Source organism: Furfurilactobacillus cerevisiae (assembly GCF_048961765.1).
In the GTDB taxonomy this organism is placed as follows: domain Bacteria; phylum Bacillota; class Bacilli; order Lactobacillales; family Lactobacillaceae; genus Furfurilactobacillus; species Furfurilactobacillus milii_A.
In genome coordinates this window covers 1,452,450-1,472,442 of record NZ_CP185253.1, presented here as the reverse complement: position 1 = coordinate 1,472,442, position 19,993 = coordinate 1,452,450, and the positions used below count along the sequence as shown (strand labels likewise).

At 43.8% G+C, this 19,993-nt stretch carries 15 protein-coding genes; 1 reads left to right on the top strand and 14 read right to left on the bottom strand.

Going from position 1 to position 19,993, the window contains the following annotated elements:
- Positions 1-218 precede the first annotated feature (218 nt).
- The 12 genes from ABUE36_RS07010 to ABUE36_RS06955 form a co-directional block, all read right to left on the bottom strand.
- The gene (locus ABUE36_RS07010) at positions 219-4,538 is read right to left on the bottom strand and encodes a PolC-type DNA polymerase III (protein WP_421016468.1); all 4,320 of its coding nucleotides are present in this window, start codon (positions 4,536-4,538) and stop codon (positions 219-221) included.
- A gap of 149 nt (positions 4,539-4,687) precedes the next feature.
- The gene (locus ABUE36_RS07005; RefSeq protein ID WP_421016467.1) at positions 4,688-6,397 is read right to left on the bottom strand and encodes a proline--tRNA ligase; all 1,710 of its coding nucleotides are present in this window, start codon (positions 6,395-6,397) and stop codon (positions 4,688-4,690) included.
- A gap of 50 nt (positions 6,398-6,447) precedes the next feature.
- Positions 6,448-7,713 (bottom strand): RIP metalloprotease RseP, encoded by a 1,266-nt coding sequence (gene rseP, locus ABUE36_RS07000; protein ID WP_161001213.1) that lies wholly within the window; start codon positions 7,711-7,713, stop codon positions 6,448-6,450.
- Between the two features lie 96 nt (positions 7,714-7,809).
- A complete protein-coding gene (locus ABUE36_RS06995) occupies positions 7,810-8,595 on the bottom strand; it encodes a phosphatidate cytidylyltransferase (protein ID WP_161001212.1) in 786 nt (261 codons plus the stop codon).
- A gap of 45 nt (positions 8,596-8,640) precedes the next feature.
- Positions 8,641-9,423: an isoprenyl transferase gene (locus ABUE36_RS06990; RefSeq protein ID WP_161001211.1), complete on the bottom strand. Its 783-nt coding sequence runs from the start codon at positions 9,421-9,423 to the stop codon at positions 8,641-8,643.
- A gap of 334 nt (positions 9,424-9,757) precedes the next feature.
- Entirely contained in the window at positions 9,758-10,321 is a 564-nt protein-coding gene (gene frr, locus ABUE36_RS06985; RefSeq protein ID WP_017261988.1) for a ribosome recycling factor, read from the bottom strand.
- A 1-nt stretch (position 10,322) separates the two neighbouring features.
- On the bottom strand, positions 10,323-11,045 hold the full coding sequence (pyrH, locus tag ABUE36_RS06980; RefSeq protein ID WP_017261989.1) for a UMP kinase: 723 nt from the start codon (positions 11,043-11,045) through the stop codon (positions 10,323-10,325).
- Positions 11,046-11,127: 82 nt separating this feature from the next.
- Positions 11,128-12,003 (bottom strand): translation elongation factor Ts, encoded by an 876-nt coding sequence (gene tsf / locus ABUE36_RS06975; protein ID WP_421016466.1) that lies wholly within the window; start codon positions 12,001-12,003, stop codon positions 11,128-11,130.
- Positions 12,004-12,116: 113 nt separating this feature from the next.
- Positions 12,117-12,902, bottom strand: coding sequence for a 30S ribosomal protein S2 (gene rpsB, locus ABUE36_RS06970; protein ID WP_017261991.1), 786 nt, complete (start codon positions 12,900-12,902; stop codon positions 12,117-12,119).
- A 152-nt stretch (positions 12,903-13,054) separates the two neighbouring features.
- Entirely contained in the window at positions 13,055-14,047 is a 993-nt protein-coding gene (locus ABUE36_RS06965) for a D-2-hydroxyacid dehydrogenase (RefSeq protein WP_421016465.1), read from the bottom strand.
- A 146-nt stretch (positions 14,048-14,193) separates the two neighbouring features.
- The gene (locus ABUE36_RS06960; protein WP_161001208.1) at positions 14,194-14,478 is read right to left on the bottom strand and encodes a GIY-YIG nuclease family protein; all 285 of its coding nucleotides are present in this window, start codon (positions 14,476-14,478) and stop codon (positions 14,194-14,196) included.
- A gap of 2 nt (positions 14,479-14,480) precedes the next feature.
- The gene (locus tag ABUE36_RS06955) at positions 14,481-15,239 is read right to left on the bottom strand and encodes a tRNA1(Val) (adenine(37)-N6)-methyltransferase (protein WP_161001519.1); all 759 of its coding nucleotides are present in this window, start codon (positions 15,237-15,239) and stop codon (positions 14,481-14,483) included.
- Between the two features lie 286 nt (positions 15,240-15,525).
- Between ABUE36_RS06955 and ABUE36_RS06950 the strand changes: the two genes are divergently transcribed.
- Entirely contained in the window at positions 15,526-16,260 is a 735-nt protein-coding gene (locus ABUE36_RS06950; RefSeq protein ID WP_421016464.1) for a lysophospholipid acyltransferase family protein, read from the top strand.
- Between the two features lie 119 nt (positions 16,261-16,379).
- On the opposite strand, the gene ABUE36_RS06945 is transcribed toward ABUE36_RS06950, so the two are convergent.
- Both ABUE36_RS06945 and ABUE36_RS06940 read right to left on the bottom strand, forming a co-directional pair.
- A complete protein-coding gene (locus tag ABUE36_RS06945; RefSeq protein WP_421016463.1) occupies positions 16,380-18,218 on the bottom strand; it encodes an ABC transporter ATP-binding protein in 1,839 nt (612 codons plus the stop codon).
- On the bottom strand, positions 18,218-19,969 hold the full coding sequence (locus ABUE36_RS06940) for an ABC transporter ATP-binding protein (RefSeq protein ID WP_421016462.1): 1,752 nt from the start codon (positions 19,967-19,969) through the stop codon (positions 18,218-18,220). Before ABUE36_RS06940 ends, ABUE36_RS06945 begins: the two co-directional genes overlap by 1 nt.
- Between the last annotated feature and the right edge of the window lie 24 nt (positions 19,970-19,993).

Genomic DNA, 19,993 nt, shown 5'->3' with positions numbered 1-19,993 from the left:
GATCCGATATGCGTTCGCGTTGAACATGGCTAGTCGTAAAATATGCCCTATTCCTCAAATTCAGGAATAGGGCATATTTGGATTGATCATGAAGTTGAAGTTTTTCAAAATTTTAGAAACAAGATGACATCAGCCTCATTTGCTCTAAGTAAGGAATTGTCACGGCCACACTCAGTTCGAATTTTGACAGATGAAACACTGACTGGTCCGTTCAGACATTAAAATAGGCTCAGCTGATTTTCGTCTGGCAAATCATCTAACACATGGTTCTCAGTCAGAAAATCAATAATCGTAGCAGAAACTTTACCACGTTTGCTTAGATCTTCTTTGGACAGGAATGGCTTTTCTTCACGAGCCGCCACAATCTGTTTAGCAACGTTATCGCCCAAACCGGGAACTGCATTGAACGGAGCAATCAATGAGTCTCCGTCAATCAACCAGCTCTGCGCATCCGAACGTTCAACATCGATCATCTTGAACTTAAAGCCACGCTCCATCATTTCGTTAGCCAATTCAAGCACCGTTAACAAGCTCTTTTCCTTAGTCGATGCATCGTTGCCTTTGTCCATAATAGTTTTCATCGATGCCTTAACCGCATTTTTACCACGCGACATGGCAACTAGATCAAAATCATCAGCACGAACAGAAAAGTAAGCAGCGTAATACAACATCGGGAAGTAAACCTTAAAGTAAGCCACTCGCAACGCCATCAAAATATAGGCAGAGGCATGCGCCCTTGGGAACATGTACTTGATTTTTAGACAGGAATCAATGTACCACTGTGGCACATTCGACTCCCGCATAGCTGCTTGCCATTCATCAGGAATCCCGCGACCATGACGCACAGATTCCATAATCTGGAATGACATTTCTGAATCCAACCCGTAGTTGATCAAGTCGGTCATGATGTTATCACGACAACCAATCACGTTAGCAATTGTCGCCGTGCCATCTTTAATCAATTCTTCCGCATTACCCAGCCAAACGTCAGTCCCATGTGACAGGCCTGAAATTTGTAGCAATTCAGAATAGTTTTTCGGATGCGTTTCTTCAAGCATCCCTCGAACAAACCGGGTTCCGAATTCAGGAATGCCCAGTGTTCCTGTTTTACTGAAGATTTGTTCTTCTGTAACGCCTAGCACCTCTGTGCCAGAGAACAGCCCCATCACACCAGGATCGTCTGTGGGAATTGTTTTTGGGTCGATACCTGACAAATCTTGTAATGTCCGGATCATCGTGGGATCATCATGTCCCAGAATATCCATTTTCAAAATATTGTCATGAATCGAATGGAAATCGAAGTGAGTTGTCTGCCAAGCAGCATCTTGATCATCGGCAGGGTATTGAATAGGTGTGAAATCGTAAATATCCATGTAATCCGGCACGATGATAATCCCAGCCGGATGTTGCCCCGTCGTTCGTTTGACACCCGTGGCGCCACTGGACAAACGGTCAATTTCAGCTTGGCGGAAAGTAACGTCGTGATCACGTTCATAAGCCTTAACGTAACCATAAGCGGTCTTATCGGCAACCGTTCCAATCGTCCCCGCGCGATATACATTGTCCTCACCGAACATAACTTTAGTATAGTTATGCGCAATGGGTTGATAGTCTCCGGAGAAGTTCAAATCAATATCTGGAACCTTGTTTCCTTTAAATCCAAGGAATGTTTCAAACGGAATGTTCTGTCCATTTTTCTTAAGCAGCGTTCCACATTTAGGACAGTTCTTGTCTGGTAAATCATAACCAGAACTGTATTCACCATGCGTAAAGAACTCGCTGTACTTACATTCTGGGTTGGGACACAGATAATGAGGTGCCAGTGGATTGACTTCCGTAATACCGGCAAACGTTGCTACAACGGATGAGCCAACCGACCCACGGGAGCCAACCAAGTACCCGTCCTTGTTAGATTTATGCACTAACCGTTGTGCAATCAGATAAATAACAGAGAACCCGTTTCCAATAATCGACTTTAGTTCACGGTCAACACGTTTTTGCACGATATCTGGTAATGGGTCACCGTATAGTTCATGAGCCGTGTCCATTGTCCGTTCACGGATTTCATCCTCCGCACCGGCCATTCTTGGCGTGTACAGCTTATCTTTCAGTGGGTGCACGTCTTCGACCATATCAACGATTTTATTCGGATTGGTAACAACCAATTCCTGTGCCAAATCGTCCCCTAGGAAACTAAATTCTGACAACATTTCGTCAGTAGAACGGAAATGAACATCTGGTAATGAATGACGATTAAGCGGATTAGCGCCACCTTGCGAACTAATGAGGATTTTCCGATAAATGGCATCATGAGGATCCAAGTAATGAACATCCCCTGTCGCCGCAATCGGTTTATCCAATTCATGAGCGATTTCAACCAATGACTTAATGATCGCCTCAAGTTTTGCATTGTCGTGAATTAACTCACCCTCGATTAAGGGTTTGTAAACCGGTTTGGGTTGAACTTCCAAATAATCGTAGTATTTTGCTCGTTTGAGTGCTTCGGCTTTCCCCTTTTGCATGGCCGCTTCAAATACTTCACCAGAGGAACACGCTGAGCCAACGATAAGCCCTTCGCGTAAACGATTTAGTTCACTCCGCGGGACACGGGGTACCCGGTAGAAATATTTCACATTCGACAGCGAAACAAGTTTAAATAAGTTCTTCAGGCCAGCCTGTGTTTTTGCAATCACAGTTGCGTGAAACGGTCGCGCATGTTTGTACGCGTCATTGTCACTCATGTGTTCATTCAACTGATCATGATAAACAATGCCATAGCGTTCTTCTGCATCTTTCAAGAAAATCATGGCTAAATGACCCGTTGACTCAGCATCAAAGATGGCACGGTGATGATGTTCCAATGAAACATTGAATTTTTTGGCTAGTGTATTCAGACGGTAACCCTTTAACGTCGGATATAAAAACCGTGCCAGCGTTAAGGTATCAATAATCGGATTATCGATTTCTGGCATATCATGACGCACATAACCAGTGTTCATAAAACCGACATCAAATGTCACGTTATGCCCGACCAAAATATCGTCGCCATACCAATCGCGGAACATTTTAAAGACTTCTTCTTCAGTCTTAGACCCTGCCACCATATCATCCGTAATACTCGTTAAGTTAGTGGTCGTATCTGACAAGTGAAAACCGGGGTCAATGAATTCCTCGAACTGATCAATGACGTTACCATCCTGCATTTTAACGGCAGAAAGCTCGATAACTTTATCGTAAATGGCTGAAAGGCCAGTCGTTTCAACGTCAAACACCACGTATTCGTGACCTTTTAGCACCTCATGTGCGTCATTGATTCCAATTGGCTCACCATCATCAACCAGGTTAACCTCAACGCCATACAGCATCTTAATGCCTGCCTTTTCAGCGGCCTTAAAAGCTGCCGGGAAGCCTTGAACACCCGCGTGATCAGTGATTGCAATCGCCTTGTGTCCCCATTTTGCGGCTCGACTGACAAAATCAGCAATGTTATTCGTAGCATCCATCGTGCTCATCTGAGTATGGAGGTGCAACTCTACCCGTTTACCATCTTCAGGCGCAGTGTCTTCTCGTTCGGTATGAGAAACCACCTGCAAATCGTTGGCGATAATGGCTAAGTCTCGTGAGAAGTTATCTTCCTGAACAGAACCGCGAACTTTAACCCACGCCTTTTCAGGAATGGCCGCAAAATTAGCTTCGTCATCTTCATTCCGTGAAAACTTCTTCACAATGAAAGAAGAGGTATAATCAGTGATCTTTATTGTCAATAATTGCCGACCCGACCGAAGCACTCTAATCTCTTTTGCGAACACGTACCCTTCAACGGTCACACTACGTTCTTCTTCGGTAATTTCATCCATTCGGCGAATTGGTTCATCATCTTTAATTTTTCGACCCATACTAACCGGGCCGTTTACCGTTGGCGCAGAAGAATGTTCAGCCTTGTTTTTGGCAATGACAGCGGCCGCCTTGGTGACCATTTCTTCATCTCGTTTTTCCTTAGCTGCTTGAAAATCAGCAAGTTGTTGTGCTGAGGCAGCTTCATCAACTGTCGTTGCAAACGACAATTCTGGAAAACCTAAGCGCTGATACGTTGCGACCAAAGCAGTCAATGTATCACCGCTAAGAAAATCTGAAACAACTTGATTGGGCGCCGTAATAATTACTCGGTCGCCGTCCATAGTTGGCGCAGTTCCTTCACACAATTGTCGTGCAAACTGCTCATTCAATCCGCTGTGACTAACTGCCCACGTCCAGTACCGTGCAATCGTTTCAATTTCAGCCTGTGTGTCACTTGAGGCGATATGAAAGTTTACCGTCGCAATCTCATCAAACGCTTGGGTAAGCCGTTGTGAAAAGTTCATAAACGTTTCAAACGGCAGAATGTGGTCAAAGTGAAAGCCAAAACTCCAAGTCCGACTCTGCTCATGAACAACCATATCTGTAATCTGCGCGTTCGCAAATGCTGCGTCGTTCGCCTGGGACTCGAGATTTAGTTGGTCTAGTAATTTAATAAAAAGCTCGTGTTGATTTAACGCCACGAAATGCGGCCTCCCCACATGAATGTTCTTAAGTAGCCAATTATAAAATAATCGTTTTTCAGTACAGTGCACACAAGTCGAACCCTGATGGGAAATACCCTAAAGGTTCGACTTGTTATCAGTAACGTTTTAATTTCAAAAGAATAGCGTTAGTCAATGCCCTTGAAAAGAATAGCCACAGTTTCAGTTAACTCTTCTTTGCGGACTTCAACCGTTTCACCAGTCTTACGCAGTTTGATTTCTACAATACCGTCCGCGGCCTTTTTCCCAACAGTAACTCGCAATGGCAAACCGATTAAATCGGAATCGGCAAATTTAACACCGGCACGTTCAGTTCGATCATCAACCAATACCTTGTAACCGGCATCGGTTAGAGAGGTTTCAAGTTCATCAGTCAATTCACGTTGTTCATCATTTTTGATGTTAACGGGAATTAAGTGAATGTCAAATGGCGCAATGGCTTTAGGCCATGCAAGACCGTTTTCATCAGCCGTCTGTTCAGCAATTGCAGACAGTAACCGACTCACACCAATCCCGTAGGAACCCATGATCACATCTTTTTGACGACCGTTTTCATCAAGAACCTGAGCACCAAGTGACTCAGAATAACGAGTCCCTAATTTAAACACGTGACCAATTTCAATACCACGGTTAAACTTCAAGACGCCTTCGCCATCAGGAGAAACATCGCCTTCCTGAACCAAGCGAATGTCTGCAAACTGATCAACACGGAAATCGCGGTTCAAGTTTGCATTCAGATAGTGGAAACCATTTTCATTGGCACCAACCGGCATGTTCATAAGATCAGCAACATCCTGGTCAGCAATAATTTTAATGTCTTCACTGACACCAACGGGACCTAGGGAGCCAAAATCTGCACCTAAGTACTGCTCAGCTTGTTCCGTAGTTGCCATCTCTAAGTCAGTTGCATCGGCAACATTTTTTAGCTTAGTGTCATTAACTCCATGATCACCACGAATCAAGGCAACCAATGGCTCGCCATCAGCCATGTACAACATGGTTTTCAATGTCTTAGTTGTGTCGATATCAAGACGTTTAGCAATCGCATCGATAGTTTTTTCGCCAGGAGTGGCGATTTTTTCTAACTCGCGAGGCTCTTCATGTGACTTCTTCGGCACATAAAGACTTGTTGCCGTTTCCAAGTTAGCAGCGTAATCACTACTGTCGGAATAAGCAATCGTATCTTCACCAACTGGCGCAATGGCATTAAACTCGCGCGACTCCTTACCACCCATCGCACCAGAATCCGCCAGAATTTCACGGTAGTTCAGACCGCAACGGTTAAAGACATTTCGAAAGGCAACTTCCATCTGTTTGAAAACACGGTCCAAGCTTTCAGCATCGCTATGGAATGAATAAACATCCAACATCAGGAATTCACGACCCCGCAGCAGTCCATAACGAGGACGATCCTCATCACGATACTTTTGTTGAATTTGGTACATAACCAGTGGTAGCCGCTTGTACGACTTAACTTCATCTCGAATAAAGCTTGTAAAGGTTTCTTCATGGGTTGGGCCAAGGATCAAATCACGTTCATGACGATCCTTCAACTTATACATCGTCTGACCGTACGTGTCATAACGGCCCGACTGCTTCCAAAGATCCGCTGGCAGTAACGCTGGCGCTAGCATTTCAACGGCATCAATCTTAGCCATTTCTTCACGAACGATTGTTTCCACGTTTGTTAACACTTGGAAAGCCAGTGGCAGGTAAGCATAAACACCAGCAACAACTGGTCGAATATACCCCGCCCGTAACATCATTTGATGGCTCAAGGCCTCCGCATCACTCGGCGTTTCTTTCAACGTCGGAATTAGCATTTTACTTTGTTTCATCGATTAATTCTCCTCAATCTTCCAAAAGTTAACGACCATTGTCAGTCGTTTTAGTGAACAAAATAGCGCATGATGTCATTCCATGTGACTAGAATCATCAAGAACAAAACAAAACCAAATCCGATGATTGTGACGACACCTTCAGTTTGTTGTGACAATGGTTTACGTCGAATTGCTTCAATGACGTTTAAAACCAGTTTACCACCGTCGAGCGCGGGAATTGGCAACAAGTTGACGATTCCCAAATTTAACGATAAGAAACCGAGCCAGTAGAGAATGCCACTCCAACCAGCCTGTGTAGCTGTGGCCGTATTCGCATAAATCGCCACTGGTCCGCCAAGGTCGTTGAGACTGAAATGCGTGAACAAATGACCGAGCGCCGCAAATAACAGCACAGTCGTGTTCCAGAACCCACCAAATAACTTGGCAAAAAAGCCGGTATCGATTCCACGTTTAATGCCGACAGTCCGCGTTTTACTGCCAGAAACAGTTTTTACCTGCGGCGTTATTTTGACATGCTTAACTGTCTTTTGACCACGCTTAATCCCAAGTGTGATGTCACCGTGGGTATCACTAGTAATAGCGCTTGTTACAGCCGTCCAGTTATTAGTGTCTTTATCGTTAACGCTAACGATTCGGTCACCCGATTTTAGGCCAGCCGATTGAGCCGGCGTGTTTGCTAACACCCCTGAAATCGCATTGCTATTACTAGCAACACCGCCCATGGCGAATCCCATAATGGCAAAGACCAACCACGCCAGAATAAAATTATTCAGTGGCCCCGCAAAGTTAGTTAAAATACGATGCCACAACGTAGCAGACTGAAATTGGACGTCACGCGGTGCAATCAACACCTCTGTGCTATCTTTTTCAATGATGGTCGCATCATGCTCCACTGCATACGTTTTAACGACGCTTTCGTCACCATTTTCATAACCTTTAATGACAAGTTGATCCACTAAATCAGACTCTGTCACAATGACAGGAATGCCATTAAATAGTGTCGTTTGATCACTAGCATTAATTCTGGTAACTTTACCGGAATCGCCCATCATGATGCTGATTGGCGTTCCCGGTTGAAGTTGATCATCCTCATCTTCGGCGGCACCGGCCATTCGAACGTAACCCCCTAAGGGCAAAATTCGGATGGTATACAATGTGCCATTTTTGCGTGTCCAAAAAATTTTGGGCCCCATTCCAATTGAAAATTCACGCACAAGAATACCTGACCGTTTGGCAAAATAAAAGTGGCCAAACTCATGTACGACCACTAAAATTCCAAAAACAATAATAAAGGCAACAATTGTTTTTACCATTCACATAGGATCCTTTCACTTGACCTGACTACTATTTCTAAAAAAAAGAACAGCCAGAAGTTTGAACATCTATTTTTCTGAATCAAATACTTGTGCCTAAATCAATCCCGTCAAATGTAGAATAGGTAACACAAACAACAAACTGTCAAAGCGATCCAAAATACCACCATGACCTGGTAAGATTTTGCCAGAATCCTTCACACCATAAAAACGTTTAAGAGATGATTCAACTAAATCACCCAGTTGACCACAAACACTGTAAATCAGTGTCAGACCGACCATTATCGGCAAACTAAAGTGTTGTGGGAAAAAGGCAACCCAAACGCTACCGACAATGACGGCCACAATCGTGCCACCAATGGAACCTTCCCATGTTTTGTTGGGCGATATTTGGGGAGCCAATTTGTGCCGACCTAATTTACGCCCAATCATATAAGCACCCGAATCTGTCGTCCAGATAACAAACAAAATGTAAAACAGTGTGGACAGACCAGTATTTCTAGCAGCAACAAAGTAGTAAAAGCCCATGCCAATGTACAACATTGCAAGTGTCAACACACCAGCGTCATCAAACGAAAAATGGTTGCGCGTGAATACAGTATGTAACAGCAACAGCATCACGAAAATAAAGAATAAAAATTCGCGATTGAGGTTAGCAGGCAAAAATGCCAACCAGCTCTGTGGGGCCAGTAGCACAAGTAACCCCAGAAAACTAATAATCGCTTCCGCAGACACGACCAACTTCTTTTTCATGACTAGCACTTCGCCTAACGCCACAGCGCCAAGGACAATAGCTGCCAATTGAATTAGCCAACCACCATAGACAATCACTGGAATAAAAATCAATAACGCCACAACGGCGGTAATGACACGAGTACGCATATGAAACTCCTCACTTCTGGACAAGCCTTAGCCCGTCACAAACTCTTATTTATTTTTTTGTTGTTTGACGCCACCGAAGCGACGGTCACGTTGTTGAAATTGCCCAATACAGCGACGCAATTCTGTGTCGTCAAAATCAGGCCAATACCCTTCTGTAAATACCAATTCGCTATAAGCAATTTGCCAAAGCAAAAAATTCGAAATTCGTTCTTCTCCACTAGTTCGAATTAGCAAATCAGGGTTATTGTATGGTGCAAGTGGAGCCGTCATTAAAGCCTGATCAACGGTTTCCGTAGTAATGTCCGCAACCTGTTGGTCCCCGTCAGCAACTCTTTGCGCAATTTTTTGGATAGCCGTCACGATTTCCGCTTGTCCGCCATAGTTAAGTGCAAAATTTAAAATCATGCCGGTACAGTGCGCGGTATCCGCAATCGCATTGTTAACAGCTGTTTGGGTTTTTTTCGGAAGCTGATCCGTATATCCCATAACATTAACCCGCACATTTTCTTTAACCAAGTCGGGTACAAAAGTGTCAAAAAAATCGACTGGCAGTTGCATAAGATAGTTAACTTCATTCTCTGAACGTTTCCAATTTTCTGTTGAAAAAGCATACAGTGTTAGCACCTTAATACCTAAATGACTAGCCGCAATGGTCACCTTTTTAACAGCATTCATGCCTTCCTTGTGGCCTGCCACACGTGGTAAATGTCGCTTCTGAGCCCATCGTCCGTTACCATCCATGATGATGGCAACGTGCTTAGGAATGCGTGTCTCATCGAGATCACTTGGCGAAGTTTCAGGTGCCACAGTCTTTTTTCGTCCAAACAAAACAACGTCCACCTTTCAATTCTACGTCTTTCTAGTTTAACAAAAACACCCAGTCATTACATTAAAACACAGCGAAATAAACGCAGTGACCTTCTAAAAAATGACGAAACGTGCCCGGTTGATGGGACAGACAACCATTATGTATGGTCGCCAAACAATAATCATTGTCTTAAATATCTACCTCGGCATTGTATCACTTTAACGTAACTGGTAAAACTGGCCACAGTCAGCACTCATTAGTAAATTGTCACCTTAAATAAAAAAACGACTGTGACTGGAAAAACAAATTTCCAATCACAATCGCTTATATGACAAAAAATATCCAGAGCCGTAACTAGATAGTCATTAATTCTTTCTCTTTGTCACTGGCGATATTTTCAACATTCTTAATGCCAGCATCCGTAATTTTTTGAGCTTGTTCTTCAAGATCGTGCAACTGATCATCTGTAAAGTCACCATTTTTGTGACCTTTTTTTAATGAATCCATTGCATCTCGACGAACATTACGAACGGCAACTTTAGCTTCTTCAGCCTTACCATGAACTTGTTTAACCAAGTCTTTCCGGCTTTCTTCAGTCAATTGCGGAATAACCAGCCGGATAGCGTTACCATCGTTAGCTGGATTAATTCCCAAATCAGAAGTCAAAATTGCGTGTTCAATAGCATCCAAACTACTTTTATCAAATGGTGTTATTAATAAGACACGCGCTTCCGGAATCGTGATGGAAGCCATTTGATTAATCGGTGTTGGCGCGCCATAATAATCCGCCTTAATATCAGCGAGTAAGCCTGCGTTTGCACGGCCTGCACGAATATTGCCAAGCTCACGTGACAGCGCATCACCAGCCTTACTCATCCGTTCTTGTGCATCTTTTAAAATCGGTTCATTAACAGCCATTTTATTTCCCCCTAACAGTTGTCCCAATATTTTCACCCTTAACAACCTTCAAAACATTGCCAGGTTCGTTGAAGTTAAAGACGACCAGTGGAATATTATTATCCATTGACAACGACGTTGCTGTTGTATCCATAACATGAAGACCCTTGTTGATAATATCCAAGTGAGTCAAAGAATCGTACTTGACTGCATCAGGATCTACATTCGGATCGGCCGAATAAATACCGTCCGTGCCATTTTTAGCCATGAGAATAGCATCTGCATTGATTTCAGCTGCTCGTAAAGCAGCGGTCGTATCTGTTGAAAAGTATGGTGAACCAGTTCCACCGGCAAAAATCACGACCCGATCCTTTTCTAAATGACGAACCGCCTTCCGACGAATGTAAGGTTCTGCAATCTGGCGCATTTCAATAGAAGTCTGGACACGTGTTGGTACATCTAAGCTTTCCAAACTGTCTTGTAAAGCCAAGGCGTTCATAATAGTTGCCAGCATACCGACGTAATCAGCTTGGGCGCGTTCCATGCCCATTTCAGATCCTGCTTCACCTCGCCAAATGTTACCGCCACCGACAACAATTGCAATCTGCACACCAAGGGCATAAACCTCTCTTAGTTCTTCAGCAACGGTTTTAATCTTTGGCGGATAGATTCCGAATCCTTGTTCACCGGCCAGTGCTTCACCGCTCAACTTTAACATTACACGTTTGTATTTTACATCAGCCATTAGACCAACATCCTCCTTGTCAGATCCCATGTGGGCGTCTCATTCTACAAAAAAGGCGCACATAACGTACGCCCTGGTTTAATTACTTGATTTGACCCATAACTTCGTCAACGAAGTCATCGCTCTTCTTTTCCATGCCTTCACCGACTTGGTAACGAACGAATGAAACAACCTTGGCGTTCTTCGAGGAAACGTACTGGTCAACAGTTTGATCGCCGTCCTTAACGAATGGTTGATCATTCAATGAAATTTCAGCCAACCACTTGTTCAAACGACCATCGATCATTTTTTCTTTGATGTTGTCTGGCTTGCCAGCAAGATCGTCTTCTTTAGAAAGAACATCCTTTTCATGGTTCAAACGGTCAGCCGGTACATCAGTCCGGTCAACATATTCTGGGTTGATTGCAGCGACGTGCATCGCAACATCCTTAGCTGTTTCGGCGTCGCCACCTTCAAGAACAACCAAAGAAGCAATTGAACCACCCATGTGTAGGTATGAACCAAATACTTGGTCATCAGTCTTATCAACGACCTGGAACCGGCGCAAACTAATCTTTTCACCTGTTACTTGTGTAGCAGAGATGATTGCATCGCTTAACGTTTCGCTGTCATTAGCTTTCAACTTCAAAGCTTCTTCAACAGTAGCAGGTTCTTCCAAAGCAATTTGGTCACTAACTGTTTGTAACAGATCTTTGAACGTGTCGTTTGAAGCAACAAAGTCTGTTTCTGAGTTTAATTCAACAATTGCTGCCTTGTTGCCATGAATAGCAACTTCGGTTAACCCTTCAGCAGCAATGCGGTCACTCTTCTTTTCTGCCTTGGCGATACCCTTTTCACGTAGGAAGTCTAAAGCCTTGGCTTCATCACCATCAGTGGCAACTAATGCCTTCTTAGCGTCCATGATACCAACACCGGTTTTTTCACGTAATGCTTTAACTTGAGCTGCTGTAACTGCCATCTTAGTATGGCCTCCTCATAATTTTTAATAAACTTAGTAATTTGAGAAAAAGACTGCCTATCAATCTCAGGCCACAACGGTCTCAACTGATAGACAGCCTAAGGTTTTATCGCTTAGTTGTTTTTTTGCTTGTTGTCGCCTTCAACAGCATCAACGATGTCTTCCATCGAATCGCCCTTTGCAGCGGCTTGTTGTTGATCGTCAGCGCCTTGGTCTTCACCTTGGCGGCCTTCGATAACAGCATCAGCCATCTTCGAAGAGATCAAACGGATGGCACGGATAGCATCATCGTTTGAAGGAATGATGTAGTCAATGTCGTCTGGGTCAGTGTTCGTGTCAACCATGGCAACAATCGGAATGTTCAATTTGTGTGCTTCTTGAACAGCGATTTGTTCCTTACGAGGGTCAACGATGAACATAACATCAGGAATACCAGGCATATCTTCGATACCGCCAAGGAACTTTTCAAGCTTTTCACGTTGCTTAGTCAACAAAGCAACTTCCTTCTTTGGCAGACGATCAAAAGTACCGTCTTCGTCCATCTTCTTTAAGTCCTTCAAACGCTTGATCCGTGTTTGAATGGTGTTCCAGTTAGTCAACGTACCACCAAGCCAACGGTGGTTAACGTAGTACATACCGGCACGAGTGGCTTCTTCTTCGATTGAGTCTTGAGCTTGCTTCTTAGTTCCAACAAATAAAATGTTTGAACCCTTAGCAGCTTCATCCTTAACAAAGTTGTAGGCAACGTCAGCCATCTTAACCGTCTTTTGCAAGTCAATGATGTAAATACCGTTACGTTCAGTAAAAATGTAACGCTTCATCTTTGGGTTCCAACGACGTGTTTGGTGACCGAAGTGGACACCAGCTTCAAGCAATTGCTTCATAGAAATAACAGCCATGTGTTAAATCCTCCAAAATATAATGTTTTTCCTCCCCAACGCTCATTTGCACAGATCACTCATCCCTGAGCACCGATTTGCGCATCACGCTAGGTGTGAATTGGTTTTGAACCGACAATTAGTATACCAAACGCCAAGTGCTGTGACAAGCATTAAATCACCTGATCTTCAGAGACACCTGTTTGAATCAAACTCAAGTTGTGATCGAGAGAAACGGTCACCATGTTTTTTACGGCCACATTTGTATAAAAAGCAATGTGAGGCGTCATTAAAACGTTCTCGCGAGCAAACAAATTGTTGAAGGTTGGATCATCAATTTGTTGATTTCTTAAATCGTGGTTAAAAATGGGCAGTTCCTTTTCATAAGTATCTAAGGCGGCGCCTGCGACCTTACCACTATCCAACGCTGTAATCAGCGCCTGACTGTCAATCAACGTGCCACGTCCTGCGTTAACGATCCAAACACCGTCATTCATCTGGGCAAAAGCATCCTGATCCAGCATATGAAAATCATCTTTGGTTGCTGGCGCATGTAATGTAATCACGGTGCTGGCCTGATATAACTCGGCCAATGAGTCAACATAGACGCCCTCTTTTTCCAATTCGGCATTATGGTAAACATCGTAAGCAACGACTTTCGCGCCAAAGCCACGGTATATTTTAATTGCCGCACGCCCAATTCTGCCAGTGCCGATCACACCGACCGTTTGCTGATTCAATTCCTGTGAGACATCTGGTGCCCAGCGGAAATCCTGAGCGTGAATTTTAGCTTCAAAACGACGCGTGTTGCGCAACAACTGCAATAACTGGCTAACCGTGAATTCCGCAATTGCCGCTGGAGAATAGGCAGGCACATTAGTCACCTTAATTCCTAATTTTTTTGCAGTATCGAGCGCCATAGCGTCCGTGCCCACGATTCGCGACGACACTGCTCGCACATTTTCTTTGACCAGTCGTTCAAATATCGATGGCCCTACTGGATCCGTTTGTAAAATGCTAATCCCATCACAACCAGCGGCCTCATCAACGGAATGTTCATCTAAAATAGCCGGTGTCAACGAAACAGTTACTTCTGGATGTGCTGCCTGCCAAGTTTTAAAGTAAGGCCTTTCGTCATCCCGTACGCCATAAGCTAGAATTTTCATAACGTTTATTCCTCCAAGTAAAATTGACAACTATTTCAATTTTTGAATACCAATTTAGCTTAGCACAAAACTAGCCCCATCTTCGCTGAAAGAATGGCACACAATCACCACCTTTTAATGACACAACTGGACAACCTCGCTAATTACTAATCATTATTTTCAAATGGGTTGGCATGATGATCCTGAAGGAAAGCAATTTTTTTGGCTCGCGGTTGATGTTTAAATGCATACTCAGCCTTTAGCGCGCTAGATTTATCTTCAAACGCCTGTGCATAAATCATTTTTAACGGATGACGAAATGCTGGTCGTGTGTACTTGGCTCCCTTGCCAGCCTGATGAGTTGCAAAGCGTCGGCCAACATCGTCTGTAAAGCCACCGTACAGCGTGTTGTCGGCACAAAGTAGCACATAAAAATAATAAGGCTTTGACACTATTATTGCGCCTCGTTTCCGTAAAGCAATTCACGCACATGACCAACATAGTTACCTTCGTTGTCTGCAACAGTCAACGGTGGTAATACTTTTAAACCATTTGTTTTGCCGTCTTTGATAGCATCCACTAGGAACATATTGGCTTCGCGCCCTGGTTTTGGGTACACAAACTGCAACCGTTTGGGTGCCAAACGAGCCGCCTGTAACAACGTCATCATTTCCAAAAAACGATCTGGTCGGAACACAAAATACGCGTGACCGGTCATTTTCAGCAATCCTGAGGCCGCGTTAATCACATCTGCTAACGTTGTCGTCAGCTCATGCCTTGCAATGGCGTAATGTTCATTGGGATTTTTTTGAGATGTTGGTGCATCAACGAAATAAGGTGGATTACAGGTCACAATTGCAGCCGAATCAGGACGAATAACCGTCGTCACATCTTTAAGATCCATTGTCAGAACTTCCGCCCGTGTAGTCAAACCATTAAGACTAACTGAGCGCCGAGCCATATCGGCTAGACGTGGTTGAATCTCAACCATTTTTATTGGCCCTTTTGTTTTAGGACTGAAAAACAAACCGACCGCCCCGTTGCCCGCACATAAATCGACGGTTAATCCTCGCCTGGTTCTGTCGGGATTGGCAAAATCAGCTAATAGAACCGCATCTAGTGAAAATGAAAAAACGGTTTTACTTTGAATAATTTTAATATCGGCACCATATAACTGGTCAATTCGTTCATCTGGCAGTAAGTTCGGTTCCATTAATGTGTTCACTTCTTTCACAGACTGTTTCAACCTTGCATTCTAAGGTCATCTTCGTCATACTCTTATCAGAATTATTATGGTCTAGCCTAGCAAATGCAAGTAGATTTCCAAATACCATGGCGACCAGCTTTGTTTATGTCAGTGATCAACAGGGTTGACGAATTTCAACTTATTTTTTAAACTAAGGCCAATGTTTCGACATTCGGGAAACGTCAATCACAATAAATTATCAGCTTTTTAGATTATCTATTTTTAAAAACATTTAAGACTCGGAGGCACCGCCTTGTTCTATTCATTTATTCGTGTTGTCGCCCGCATTATCCTATTAATCGTCAACGGGCGACCAAAAATCACACATAAAGACCGTTTGCCAGAAGGAACCTACATTCTTGTGGGGCCGCACCGAACTTGGTTTGATCCAATTTATTACGCTCTAGCCGCATCACCTCGAAAATTCTCGTTCATGACCAAAAAGGAACTCTTCAAAAATCCAATCATCCGTTTTGTGCTCAACCATGCCAATGCCTATCCGGTAGACCGGGATCACCCAGGCCCTTCAGCCATCAAGACCCCTGTCAAGATTCTAAAACAAGGTGAACTGTCGACCATCATCTTTCCTTCTGGCACTCGTCATTCCAGTGAAATAAAAGGTGGCGCCACAGTCATCGCTAAGCTTGCTGGTGTTCCCTTGGTTCCTACTGTTTATCAAGGGCCATTGACATTTATGGGATTATTCAGTCGCAAACGTGTCAAAATCAGTTTCGGTGAACCGATTTATATCGACCGCAAATTCAAAACAGATGATGCCGGTCAACAACAAATTGATCAACAAATGCAAGCCGCCTTTGATGCTTTGGATAAAGAAATTGATCCGTCCTTCCACTATGTGGATCCAAATCAAAAGCTCTATGAAGAATATCAACAAAAACAAGCCGCAGAGAAAACCAAAGAAAAAGTCGAAGCTGAACATTTGGCAGAGTTAACTAAACCAGAAGTCCACAACAACCGTAAATCATAATTAACCAAACACAGCATAATCATTGTCATTAAAAAGGTGTACTGACGACTCCAGCTTTGGAATCGTCAGTACACCTTTATTTTTGCCTATCCAACGCGTAGTCTCAGTCATTCCTTCACTTAAGCACTGGAATCATCTTCTTCACTATTAAGAAGTGCCTCACGTTGATCTGCATCAACTGCTGTTTGCAACCGATACATGTCGTAGTAACGCCCGCGCTTAGCCAGCAAATCATCATGCGTGCCTCGCTCAACAATTCGACCTTGATCCAGTACCAAAATCTGATCAGCATTTCTAATCGTTGACAGCCGGTGCGCAATTGCAATCGTGGTCCGTCCACTTTGCAGTTTTTGAAGACCATCTTGAATGAGTGCTTCAGTTTCTGTATCGATGTCGGCCGTTGCCTCATCCAAGATAAGCACCTTTGGATTATGTGCTACCGTGCGTGCAAACGACAACAATTGTCGCTGACCACCAGAATAGCTGGCGCCACGTTCAATGACACGAGCATGATATTTATCAGGCAATTGGTCAATAAAACGATCTGCCGACACAAAACGTGCGGCATCTTCAACTTGTTGATCACTGATATTGTCATCAAACATGCGGATGTTTGAGGCGATGTCGCCGTAAAACATAAACGAATCCTGAAGAACGAGCCCAAATCGTTGACGCAATTCAGTCATACTGTAATCGCGAATGTCACGATCATCTATCAAAACTTGGCCCGAACCAAATTCATAAAACCGCATCAAAACATTTATCGTTGAAGATTTACCGGAACCAGTGTGACCAACCAACGCAACCGTCTGCCCTGGCTCAACGGCGAAGGAAACGTCGTGTAACACATCATGTTCACCATCATAACTAAAGTTAACGTGTTTAAACTCGATTTTTCCTCGGGTAATTTTAGCACCCTCAACCGGATGTTGTTGTGGCGCGAGTGTTTGATCATCCATCACTCGTAAAACCCGTGAACCGGCAACAATACCGTCTTGAAAGTCGGAGAGCGAATCCATCATGTTCGCCATCGGATTGTAAAAATTACTAAGGTATTGAACAAACGCGTAAATTGTACCTGCAAGAACAAAGTGATGAAATGCATCGATACCAAACATCCATAGCACAGCAACTTCGCCCAGAGCAAACAGTAAATCAATAATTGGACCAAGCAACAGTGAATTGGTACGAATCATTGCCCGTCTTGTATCAAAATAGGCTTGATTAGTTTGTTCAAATTCACTATTCATTCGGTGCTCCTGGCGAAATTCCTGAATCACCGCAATTCCGTTAATAGACTCTGCTAGTTTAGCGTTCAGTTCGCTTAGTCGTTCGCGCATAGACCGGTAAACCCGACTACTAAAATGCTGATAATACCAAATCGCAAAAATTAATATCGGTAAGAAAGCGAGGACAACTAGCGAAACTTTAACGTTTGTTCGGTACATGGCGTAAAACGATGTAATTACTGAGAACAACGCCACAATAGCGGCAGCAAACAGTGCCCAGAATGTTTGAAATGACATTGTATCATTTGTTAGCCGCGATAATATTGATCCGGCCGGTACTTGGTCAAAGTAGCGCATTCCAAGTGTGTGGAGCTTACGGAACATCTTAACACGCACATTTTCAAGCATTCGTTCGCCACCCATGGCGTACAAGAATTCCTGACCAAACTGGAAAATTGCTTTGATAATCGTCCCAAGAAAATAAAATCCGGCAAAGAAGAGGACAACGCGCAATCCTGAATTATGCACCCTTAAATACTGATCCATATACGTCGACATCAACTTTGGCAACAATACATTAATTAAACTAACCAAAAAGGCAAAGACAATTGCCCAGATGAAGTCCCATTTATAGGGTGCCGCATAAGGTAATAAACGCTTAATAACAGTTGTCTGTTCTTTCAGCGACATACTTCGAGCCCAGACCGACTCATGATTATTTTGTGCCATTAGTCGTTGCCACCTCCAATCGAATCTGACAATTGCTGCTGGTCGTACATCCGTTTGTACCAACCATTTTGGGCCATCAGTTCGGCATGGGTGCCTCGTTCGCTAATATGCCCATCCGTCATCACTAAAATTTCATCAGCATTAACAACTGAACTTAAACGATGTGCGGCAATAATCGTTGTCTTACCTGCTCGGTTACTGCCTAAACGTTCAAGAATTTGAGCCTCCGTTTTGGCATCAACCGCCGACAACGCATCATCCAAAATCAATACCTCAGGATCGATCACTAACGCTCTGGCAATAGCTAACCGCTGTTTCTGACCACCAGACAGTGAGACCCCTTCTTCGCCCACTTCCGTTTGATAGCCGTCCGGCATGTTACTGACCTCGGTATCAAACGCAGCCGTGTAAGCAGCATCTTCAATGGCTTGATCACTCAAATCAGGGTTTGCAAAAGCAATGTTGCCTTTCACAGACGCTGAAAACAAAAAACTATCCTGTGGCACGTAACCAATAGAACGAATATAAGCATCCAGCGTGTAATCACGAATATCATGACCACCCATTTTAATCGTGCCTTGATAATCGTCAAACTGACGTAGAAGCAACTTAATAATGGACGACTTGCCGGCTCCAACACGGCCAACGATGCCCAATGTGTGACCCGTAGGCAAAGAAAAATCAATGTTTGTCAACCGTGATTGCTTCTCATCAGGATAGTTAAATGCCTTGATATCAAAATTAATGGTGCCTGTTGCTGGCTGTTTAATCCCATCCGTTTTTTCAACAATGCTAGACTTTTCGTGCAATAAAAAGTTAACCCGGTCGTAGGAAGCGTTCCCACGTTCCATAGTGTTGAATAATTGACCAATCGCAAACATTGGCCAAACCAGCATACCAACATAAGCAATGAACGTCACCAATTGTCCGAGTGAGATCACCCCACTGGTTACATATCGACCGCCTAAGACAATTGTCGCCACGTAAGACAAACCAATAATCACCGTAATCAACGGATCAAACATCGCGTCCAAGAAATTGGTGTATCGGTTGATTTTGATGGTGTCCTGAACTTGCCCCTCAAAATCTGCTTCATCCTGTTTTTCTTGACCTAATGTTTTAATAACCTTAATGCCTTCAATACTCTCTTGGGCCTTGTTGTTTAAACGAGAAAAAGCTGCCTGCGATTCACCAAAGGCTACGTGAATTTTTGTTCCTACATACCGAGCCACAATTGCAATCAATGGCAATGGCAGGACAGCTAAAATAGTGAGCCGCCAGTTAACCATGATCATCATGGCAACCAATGTTGTACCACCAGTGATAATGGAATCGGCAAACTGAAGGATCCCGCCACCGGCGACTCGTTGGACGGCCGATAGATCATTGGTCGCATGGGCCATCAAATCGCCAGTTCGATACCGTTGGTAAAAAGCGGTATCCATTTGCATAAAATGCCAGTATAACCGCTCTCGTAGTGTTCTTTCGAGGTTAGCTGCACCTCCCCAAATAGCCGTCCGCCACAAAAAACGGGCTGCGTATGCTAGCAAGGCCGTAACAGTCATGACACCAAGTGCTAGACCAAGTTTTCCAGCAGTCAGCGTACGCTTATCCATTAAATCAACCAGCATACCAATAATTCTTGGCGGAATGATGCCCAGTAAGGCGGTTAGCAATAAACCAATCACACCCCAAAAATATGTTCGTCGCTCAGCCTTAAAGTACCAAGCAAGTTTTCTAAAAATCGACACCAAGGTCACCAACTTTCCAATAAC